Origin of the sequence: Bacteroides sp. 51 (assembly GCF_010500965.1) — a bacterium.
Lineage (GTDB): Bacteria > Bacteroidota > Bacteroidia > Bacteroidales > Bacteroidaceae > Bacteroides.
In genome coordinates, this window is the sequence record NZ_QVMI01000058.1 from 1 (window position 1) to 8,794 (window position 8,794).

The following is an 8,794-nucleotide window of genomic DNA, read 5'->3' on the forward strand; positions in this document are numbered from 1 at the left end:
CAATGGTAATATCGTGATTTTCATTCGCATCTATATTTTGTATGATGCGAAGATACGACAGTTTTATTATATGTGAAATAATTATGAACATCTACTTAATAATTTAAAACGTATGATTATGAAAACATCATTTAAGAATCAGTTGAGTGAAGTAATGACCGATGCATGGCAGCTGGTAAGAGGTTACAATTTTTCAAAGTCGCATGCTCTTGAACAAAGCTGGAAGATACAACGGTTAAACCAATTATTGATGGCTGGAACTGCTCGATTTTTTTATCTAAAAGAGAATGGCTGTTATCGTCTGGCTTACGGTACATTGAAACCGGAACTTATTCCGCAGGCAGAGGGTAGTGATTCCGGCAAAAAGAAGAGCGATAGTGTAGTGGTTTATTACGACTGCGAGAAACAAGCGTTCAGATCTTTCAAGAAAGCGTACCTGCTTTGGGAATTTTAAGGAGAATATTTTCAATTTCACCCCACTATTTCACTACTTGCATTTAGTATTATGACTACCATCAACCAGATAACCACTTGCCGGAACGTAATAAAACGGGCAATCGAATACTTCTCCCACCGGTTGAACTTCTCGACCACCACCCTGGAGTACGACCTGAACGATCGTTGCACGGTATTCATCGACGTTGAATGCTACGGCAACCCTTGCCGGAAAATGGAAGTCGTTGCCGTTGAGCTTGTTAAAGATGGTGTATGTAGTGATCATTCCTATCCGAATATAGCCGCTTATATGGGCAGGAAACTAGATGCAATTGTCCGCGAAATGAATGACGAAGAATACGAACGGGTGAGGGATTGGGAGTACGATGAGGCTGTTTCATAAGTAGATAAATCAACTTCGTCATTGCGAACGGAGTGAAGCAATCTCGGTTATAAGTAACAATAATATAATAAAAACTAGAAATTATGGCAATATTAAAAAGTGGAATAGACTATTTTCCCTTGAGTATCAACTTCTTTGATAGTGATAAAACACAATTAATCAGCGCCCACTACGGACTAAAGGGAGAGAGTATTATGCTACGTTTACTCTGTAAAGTTTATGCCGATGGTTATTTTTATACCTTTGGTAAGGACGAACTTATACTCTTTACAAAGCGTATGGGCGACAACTGTAAAGGCTCTTTTGTATCTGACGTTCTGAACGAACTTCTTTACCGCGGATTCTTCGATAAGAACCTGTACGACAGATATAAAATACTGACCTCTGAGGATATTCAGCGCATATATTTTGAAGCGACATCGCGTCGGAAATGTGTGCAAATTCGCAAAGAATTCCTACTTGTCGACGTTTCACATCTGGATCATGTACACATTTTGGGCGAAAATGCATGCAAAATCTCTTCAAATGCTGACATTTTGAAACAAAGTAAAGTAAAAGAGAGTAAACTAAAAAAGAGCACTCATGAGACGAGCGATTCGCCAATTAAAGATTTAGATTACGAAAAGTTCCTGTCCTGGATGCAAGAGAATGCACCGTATTGTGGAAATGAAGAAAACTTTCCTCACCAAATCACGCAGGAAGAGTTCTATAAACTCAAGAGTAAATATACCGGTAAGGAGATCGCATTCATTATCGAACAGATCGAAAACCGTAAGGACCTTCGCAAGCGCTACTCAAATCTATACCGAACCGTACTAAACTGGGCTAAACGAGAATATGAAAACTAAAGCTGAACTCTACGACCTCGACGTTGAACGGAACCTTATTGGCTCCATCATCACCTATGCCAAAGTGCTGGACGATGTCCGCGACCTCCTTTGCGAGGATTGCTTCTCCGACTCACTGCACCGCCACATCTACGCCGCTGCCCTTACGCTGAACAGCAAAGGCGAGCCTGTAGATATTCTCACCGTGACCGACGAACTCCGGCGTATGGGAGTGGCCGACGATATGACGCCGTACCATGTCGCCACCCTTTCCAACAGTGTTCTGGGCGATTACTACTACTCTGCCCAAGTACTTGCCGAGCTGCTTTCCCGTCGCCGCGCCTGGGAAGCCGGACAGAAGCTCATTGGCAAAGCCCTCGACCTGACGTTCGATCTTACCGATACCCTCGAAGAAGTAAATGATTCACTATCAGGTATCTTCTCAACCCCTGCCAGCAGTATATCGACCATCCGCGAAGCTGTGGCCGAGCTGTACGAGAATCACATCAACCGGAACCTGGCAGGCGGTACCGAGCTTACCGGAGCACCTACCGGCTTCAAAGATTTCGATGCACAAAGCGGCGGACTCCATGCCGGAAACCTGATCGTCATTGCCGCCGAAACCTCGCAGGGAAAGACCTCTTTCGCTATGTCCATCGCCCTGAGTGCCGCTATGAATGACCATGCTGTAGCCATCTACTCCCTCGAAATGGGTAAAGCCGAGCTGATGGCACGAATGGCCGCCTGTGCAAGCGGTGTCGCCGTGAACAAACTGTTGTATAACAAACTGGGCGAAATAGAACTCAAACAGGTAGATGGTAGCATGCACAAACTGATGCATCTGCCCGTCTACTTCGACGATAAATCGACCTCGAATATCGACGTTATTATCTCTTCCATCCGCACCATGGTGGCCAAACGCCACATTCAGGGTGTTGTTGTTGACTATCTCCAGATTCTCAATGTCAACATGAAAGGCTCCAACAAAGAGCAGCAGATGGCCGAGGTAGCCCGCCGCCTGAAGAACCTGGCCAAAGACCTGGGCATCTGGATTATCGCCCTCTCGCAACTCAACCGCGACGGCTCCAACCATGTGCCCACCCTGAACCGCCTGCGCGACAGCGGACAGATTGCCGAAGCCGCCGATATCGTTGTCCTGCTCTATCGCCCGGAAGTTTACGACGCCAACTACCCCCATCCCTTCAAGGATGCGCCTACGAAAGGAACCGCCATGGTCAACATTGCCAAGGGCCGTAATATCGGACTCGCCAGCTTCCTATTATTTTTCAATGCCTCTACCACCCGGTTCGAGGAGCGTACTATTCCCATTCCGCCGGAGGTAAAGGACGGGGATAACCCTTTCTAAACAAAACCCCATAAAACGTAGAAATATTGCTTCGAGTAGGGACGGTTTGCCAACCGCCCGGCATACAACCATGCCTGAAAAAACATTTTTATCAACAAGAGAAAGAATTAATCACTTAAAAATCAAACGAATATGAAACCAATAACAATCAACGAAGAAATAATTACCGAAGAATTAATCGCTCAACTGCAAGCCGAAGAACTTCAGAAAATTGAACAGGAAACCTATGGCATCAGCCGGGAAGCCTCTATTGAATACCGCATGGCCAAATACGCCGCTCTTAATGTCGACTTCATAGAAACCGCCGAAGAAATGCGCCTTTATACCGATGCCATTTACGGCGCCATCTGTTGGGGACAAAATGTCCGCTAACCCCCTTAATATCAGTTTATATTGTTAAACCGTAAAAACTTACCCCATGCTTAATTCCATTTACGAAGCCCGAAAAATAAAGATTCTATTAGAATCTCTTAAAAATCAGAAGAAAACCCTTTCCGTACCCGATTTCACAGATTTGTCGCTCATCCCCATGCTATATGATTGGTTCAATGAAATCGAAGAAGAAAGAGGCGGTCCATCACTTTGTGACAGTGTTTCCCAGCGCAAGAAGTTCTGCTTTATTATCCTACGGCTTTATTCGCCCGGAACCATTCTCTTTGGCATCCCCATGAATGGGAGAGTACGAGCTACACTAGCCAATGTGTTCAATGTAAAGTCCAGCTCTTCCGTGTCCGACTATAGCTATGATGTTGTCTTTCTCTATAAAAACTACAAAGATACCCGCGATGTAATTGATCAAATCTACAACCAGATCATAGAAAGGTTGACCACTCTAACCCCGTCAGAAGACTCAGAATTCACACTTTCCGACTGACGGTCGTGAGTCGGAAAGCATCAGCCGGAAAGCTTCGAAACCTACGGATAACGCCGTACTTTTACAGTGTAGAACAAAAACAGGGACAAAAACAAAACCCTGAAACAAGAGGTCAGGATACTCTCAAAATAATCCGCTAATAAAAACAAAATGTATAATAAAATTAAAAACCAAAAATTATGATTGCAGCAGGAATCAGTCGCGTATTATACGCAGAAACAAGTTTAGTAACAGGCGACCTAACAGGAGCAGCCTTGAAAACAATTATCGACGCAGCCGTTACAGCTGGTCACGAAGTAGAAAATATTCACGGCGAAACATGGAATCTTGAAGAATCCGAACCGAACGTGACACGTTATAAAAATCAGTTAACCGGACAGAACTACCGTCAGGACACCGTAATGGGAGACATCCAGGCGTCATTCACCATCGGTAAGTACGATTATCAGACAAAAGCAAACCTCATGGGTGGCGAAATCATCAAGAACGGTAGTGAAATCGTTGGATGGAAACGCGCAGCCGGAGCAGTAGAAATCTACAAGTGTCTGATTTGCAAAACAGATGACGATCAGTGGTGTGTGTTCCCCAAAGCGGCTGTTGTAACTCGTGAAACCAATGCCGATAAAGCCATCGGCCTGGCCGTAGCAGGTACAGCCATGGAGCCCGACGCAGAAGGCGCTCGTTCCGAATACTGGTTTGACGGTTCGGAAGTAAAATAACCATAAATACTGCGTGAGCAGGCATAACTGGAATAGTGCATAACTGGAACTCCTGAGGGCAGGTACATTGCCTGCCCTCTCTCTCTAAAAAAACAACAATTTTATAAACCAACAATATTAAAAGAAAATGAGTAAAGCATCAGAATTAATAGCAGATAGCATCATCGGACAGAGTTTCGTAACCGTTCTTATTGCAGGCAAAGCCTACACCATGTATCCGCCTGTGATCAAGGTCATCTGCCGTGCCATCTCTGCCTTCTCAAAAGTCGATCTGAAAGAAGAATACACCCGGTTAAGCATACTGGGCGAAATACCAACAAGTGCGCCACACATCACTAGCGGCATAGCATCATTGCTAGCCGGCAACACCTGGAACTGGCGCTGGAAGAAGTTTTGGATTAAAAAGAAATTACAGTCTGCCACCATCAAAGAGCTAAATGATGCGTTCATACGCATCATTCCCTTGATAGGAGGCGACGATTTTTTCGCCATTGCCACCTGTGCGAAGAACGTAACAACGATGGTGGCAAAAGCGAAGTAGCAGGAAACCAAACCATGATGGGACAAATGGCCTCGTTCATCGAAAATCTTCACCTTTCCTATCGGGAAGTATACGAAGAAATACCCTACAGGAATCTCCTGCTCATGCAAAAAGATAAACTGCACGTCGTCTATGGCGAACTGGTAAAGAAAACATCAGGAAAAGATATGGCCGCACGACGAGCTAGGGTTAAGTGAAAAGATTGTTTTTAGTGCTTTATAGGTATTGTGCATAATTTTGTGAATTTAGATTAATAATTAATGAATTTGGTAGGAAAGCCGGGGAGTGATCTTCGGCTTTCTTTTTTTATAAAGTCTCATTTGGTATTCTATTTTTCATGGTGTACATTTGCAAAAACATCTAAAACACATGCTAATATGAAAAAAGGTTTGTTCCTGTTGATTGTGATTCTATCTGCATTTGAAGTATCAGCAAAGGGGCTCTTCCCCATTAAAGAAGTAAACCGCAAATGGAATGTTGGGCTAATGGGCGGTTATGTAGGGTATGGAAAAGACCTAACAAGTGGAGCGGCAGGGTTCAATCTTACTATAAAAGGCTTTTATGTCGATGTTATGGGATGGGCTCCTTCCCACAAAAATGATATGGGTGTAGAAAAATGGTCAGATAAGAAATGTCATTTAGCCCATGCCGGTTATCAAATTCCTATCTCAAAAGGTTTTAGACTTATTCCTTTAATTGGTTACGCAAACGTTACTGCTGGAACTACAGATGGTAGTGATTATGAATTCTCAGAATCGGGCGAGGTACACAATAAATTCACTGGAGATAAAACAATCTCGGGTCTGGACTTCGGCGGAGCAGCGGTTATAAATATAAAAAAGGTGAATATAAATTTGGCTTTAACAAAGTATGCCATGTTTGGAGGGGTGGCGATAGAGTTTTAAAATATCTTTATTCTAACACAATAGAGATTTCTACAAAATAAATACGCTTTCCGAAGTTGAAAAATCGTAGAAAAATACGTAGCAAGATACAATAATTTACATTTCTTTTTGTTTGCATATATTTATTCTTTATTTTCGTGGATTATTAACTAAATGCACACGATTATGAAGAGCGTTGTTTTATCATTATTCATTTTATTATTATCAATAAATATATTCTCACAAGAAGATTCAATAAAATTTCATTTCATAGAAGATGGTACTTTTCATAATGAAGACGGAAAGGAGTATATAGTTATATCATGTAATGGTGAAACGCAATCTGAAATTTACAACAAGGTTCTATTGGCGATTTCGAATTTGTATACAGCTTCAAGTGATGTCATTAATAAGGTAGAGAATGAAATGGTTTCTATCAATACAACAAAATTAGACGCCTACTACGAAAAAGTGATGGGACTTCCTCTTCGCAAACATTTTAATTGTTCGTTCAAGTTTAGGGTGAAAGACGAATACCTAAGAATAGATGCACCTGTTATTCACAGTGTAATCACTGGAAATCCCAATGCAATAGGATCAGATTTACATCAATCTCCATTCCGACGCGATATATCTGGATATTTTAAAAATGGCGAATTGTCTCCTAAAAAGAAACGCTTATATGATGAAATAAATAATGCAATAAACAAAGATATTAATGCAATTATTACAAAAGCCTTTACTAAAGATGATAATAATGAGTGGTAGCTATACAGCAGAGATACTATCATAAAATGTGCTATATCAATTATTTCACTTGAAAAATACATGGTGAATCAGGTTTCCTGTGATTTTAAATCCCCAATTATCCTGCAATGAGATAACTGTGTTTACTTTTGTTTAGTTATAGGATTTTTATAAATTTGTATACTATTAATTTATAAACTAATTGATCGTTATGAAGAAAGTCTTATTCTCCTTATTACTTTGCATTCCACTAAGCGTCTTTGCACAACAATTTGATTACTTCTCTTTTTTAGACGAACCTTTTGATAATTCCTCATATACTTTGATTAATGAAAATGCGATTCCGAAGAATGTAAAATTTTCCAATGTAAAACAATGGGTTGCTAAAACTTTTGGTGACTATAAAAGTGTATTGCAATATGAAGACCCAGAGAATTGTAAGATAATAATAAAAGGAATTGTGGGAATGGAAAAGTATACCTATTATGTAAATGAAAAGCGTGTTGTTGGAAAGCCTGATTTATCATTTACTTTGACTATTGATTGTAAAGATGACAAGTACAGATTGAAATTTGAAAATATGACTGTTGATCTGGTCGAAGACAGAACGGTGGCCCTTTTAAAATATGTAACAACAGAAAGAACCTGCACTCTTGCTGATTTTGTTAAAGAAGGAACCGGTCAAAGGGTTAGTATAGCAGACGCTTTTGCCAATTTATTAAATTCGACAGTTGAGTCTATAGAACAGGAAGATGACTTTTAGTTAATAGATAACAATAAAGAAATATTTAAATAGTACTTAATGGGACTATCCCAAATTTTGTGTAAACTGCAAAATTTACAGGTAATCGGATTAGGGTTATATCTTATCCGTTTTTTATCAATTATATAAACCTGATTGAAATAAAACTACTGGTTCTTATTTTAGAGTTTTTATAAAATTATCCAACCCTTTTATAAATTTTTCGTCCTTTTCCTTGTCTATTTTCTCATTTTTGACCTCGTCGATAATCTTTACCATCTGTTCGTATGTTTCCTCATTGCCATTGTGTGATTCTGTAATTTGAGTCATATCCTTATCAAAATAGAAGGTATGATCAACAATTTCATAATTACCCGTTTTTGTTTTACATCTAAAACGATGATTTGCTTTCCATCCTTCGTATTGAGGTACAAAACTATCTATTATGTTCTTAAGTTCTTCATGAGACTTATTGTTTATTAAAGTTATGTCTCTAAACTCAGTCCAGAGATCATGAAGTTCTGATTTTGCATTTGCAAGTCTTTGACGACCTTCATTTGAACGGATATTTACCCAAAAATCAAAATCCTTTTGAGTTTTCTTGGCTTGATCCAGAAGCTTACGAAGATGCTCGTGATATACGTCAATTTTTATCGCTCGATTCAAAATAGAGGTGTCTCTATAAATGTCTGTAAATGAACTATCTAATTTTAGCTCAATTGGTTCGTAGCTCGAATAATCAATTAATATGCTGAATAATTTTTCTTTTATTAACTCTGCCGCTTTTTCTTCTTTTGATTTACCACAAGATATGAGGAATATGATCAATAGGAAAGGTAATACTCTTTTCATTATTTGAATGACTATGGTTCTTACTTGTTGAATTTCAGCTAAGATAGATATATCTTTTAATATAAACAAATAATTTGAATTTAAAAGTGAGGAAGAAAAAGAGAAGTATTAATTGTATTTTCTAGACCTGAACTTGAGTGATGATAGGTAGTATTAGATTCTTGAAACTGCAATTTTCCGATCTTATTCAAAGTGTCGGATAACAAATCTATTATAAAGAAAATAGCTGTTTAATGACTTGTAAATTTGCTAAGAGAATTCTAGTAATATATATTAATTAAAAAAGAACAATAAATGGATGAACTTTAAACCGGAATCAGCCACGACAACCAACTTTTTAATACCATATTTTTGTTTGAACGATTCTATAACAGGCAGCATTGTATGACCCTCGTACTTGTTCC

Annotated in this window: 12 protein-coding genes; 11 read left to right on the top strand and 1 reads right to left on the bottom strand. The window is 39.6% G+C overall.

From position 1 onward, the window contains the following. The first annotated feature begins 118 nt into the window (after positions 1-118). The 11 genes from D0T87_RS23030 (at position 119) to D0T87_RS23080 (ending at position 7,559) form a co-directional block, all read left to right on the top strand. Positions 119-454 carry an SH3 beta-barrel fold-containing protein gene (locus D0T87_RS23030; protein ID WP_163178436.1) on the top strand — a complete coding sequence of 112 codons (336 nt, stop codon included), beginning with the start codon at positions 119-121 and terminating at the stop codon, positions 452-454. A 51-nt stretch (positions 455-505) separates the two neighbouring features. Continuing rightward, positions 506-838, top strand: coding sequence for a hypothetical protein (locus D0T87_RS23035; protein ID WP_163178438.1), 333 nt, complete (start codon positions 506-508; stop codon positions 836-838). 83 nt (positions 839-921) lie between these two features. Next, a complete protein-coding gene (locus tag D0T87_RS23040; protein WP_163178440.1) occupies positions 922-1,686 on the top strand; it encodes a DUF4373 domain-containing protein in 765 nt (254 codons plus the stop codon). Next, entirely contained in the window at positions 1,676-3,031 is a 1,356-nt protein-coding gene (locus tag D0T87_RS23045; protein WP_163178442.1) for a DnaB-like helicase C-terminal domain-containing protein, read from the top strand. Before D0T87_RS23040 ends, D0T87_RS23045 begins: the two co-directional genes overlap by 11 nt. A 132-nt stretch (positions 3,032-3,163) precedes the next feature. After that, a complete protein-coding gene (locus D0T87_RS23050) occupies positions 3,164-3,403 on the top strand; it encodes a hypothetical protein (RefSeq protein ID WP_163178444.1) in 240 nt (79 codons plus the stop codon). Positions 3,404-3,449: 46 nt separating this feature from the next. Then, on the top strand, positions 3,450-3,905 hold the full coding sequence (locus tag D0T87_RS23055; protein ID WP_163178445.1) for a hypothetical protein: 456 nt from the start codon (positions 3,450-3,452) through the stop codon (positions 3,903-3,905). Between the two features lie 179 nt (positions 3,906-4,084). Then, entirely contained in the window at positions 4,085-4,624 is a 540-nt protein-coding gene (locus tag D0T87_RS23060; protein WP_163178446.1) for a hypothetical protein, read from the top strand. 127 nt (positions 4,625-4,751) lie between these two features. Then, positions 4,752-5,165, top strand: coding sequence for a hypothetical protein (locus D0T87_RS23065; protein ID WP_163178447.1), 414 nt, complete (start codon positions 4,752-4,754; stop codon positions 5,163-5,165). Positions 5,166-5,542: 377 nt separating this feature from the next. Continuing rightward, on the top strand, positions 5,543-6,070 hold the full coding sequence (locus tag D0T87_RS23070; RefSeq protein WP_163178449.1) for a hypothetical protein: 528 nt from the start codon (positions 5,543-5,545) through the stop codon (positions 6,068-6,070). 165 nt (positions 6,071-6,235) lie between these two features. After that, complete coding sequence (locus D0T87_RS23075) at positions 6,236-6,817, top strand: hypothetical protein (protein WP_163178451.1); 582 nt, start codon at positions 6,236-6,238, stop codon at positions 6,815-6,817. A 190-nt stretch (positions 6,818-7,007) separates the two neighbouring features. Continuing rightward, positions 7,008-7,559 carry a DUF4468 domain-containing protein gene (locus tag D0T87_RS23080; RefSeq protein ID WP_163178453.1) on the top strand — a complete coding sequence of 184 codons (552 nt, stop codon included), beginning with the start codon at positions 7,008-7,010 and terminating at the stop codon, positions 7,557-7,559. 156 nt (positions 7,560-7,715) lie between these two features. Here the strand turns inward: D0T87_RS23080 and D0T87_RS23085 are convergent, their stop codons facing one another. Then, on the bottom strand, positions 7,716-8,459 hold the full coding sequence (locus D0T87_RS23085) for a hypothetical protein (RefSeq protein WP_163178455.1): 744 nt from the start codon (positions 8,457-8,459) through the stop codon (positions 7,716-7,718). Positions 8,460-8,794 lie beyond the last annotated feature (335 nt).

Bases quoted from the DNA above. Each gene is read 5' to 3' on its own strand.
- D0T87_RS23030 (WP_163178436.1), top strand. From the start codon at position 119: ATGAAAACATCATTTAAGAATCAGTTGAGTGAAGTAATGACCGATGCA.
- D0T87_RS23035 (WP_163178438.1), top strand. From the start codon at position 506: ATGACTACCATCAACCAGATAACCACTTGCCGGAACGTAATAAAACGG.
- D0T87_RS23040 (WP_163178440.1), top strand. From the start codon at position 922: ATGGCAATATTAAAAAGTGGAATAGACTATTTTCCCTTGAGTATCAAC.
- D0T87_RS23045 (WP_163178442.1), top strand. From the start codon at position 1,676: ATGAAAACTAAAGCTGAACTCTACGACCTCGACGTTGAACGGAACCTT.
- D0T87_RS23050 (WP_163178444.1), top strand. From the start codon at position 3,164: ATGAAACCAATAACAATCAACGAAGAAATAATTACCGAAGAATTAATC.
- D0T87_RS23055 (WP_163178445.1), top strand. From the start codon at position 3,450: ATGCTTAATTCCATTTACGAAGCCCGAAAAATAAAGATTCTATTAGAA.
- D0T87_RS23060 (WP_163178446.1), top strand. From the start codon at position 4,085: ATGATTGCAGCAGGAATCAGTCGCGTATTATACGCAGAAACAAGTTTA.
- D0T87_RS23065 (WP_163178447.1), top strand. From the start codon at position 4,752: ATGAGTAAAGCATCAGAATTAATAGCAGATAGCATCATCGGACAGAGT.
- D0T87_RS23070 (WP_163178449.1), top strand. From the start codon at position 5,543: ATGAAAAAAGGTTTGTTCCTGTTGATTGTGATTCTATCTGCATTTGAA.
- D0T87_RS23075 (WP_163178451.1), top strand. From the start codon at position 6,236: ATGAAGAGCGTTGTTTTATCATTATTCATTTTATTATTATCAATAAAT.
- D0T87_RS23080 (WP_163178453.1), top strand. From the start codon at position 7,008: ATGAAGAAAGTCTTATTCTCCTTATTACTTTGCATTCCACTAAGCGTC.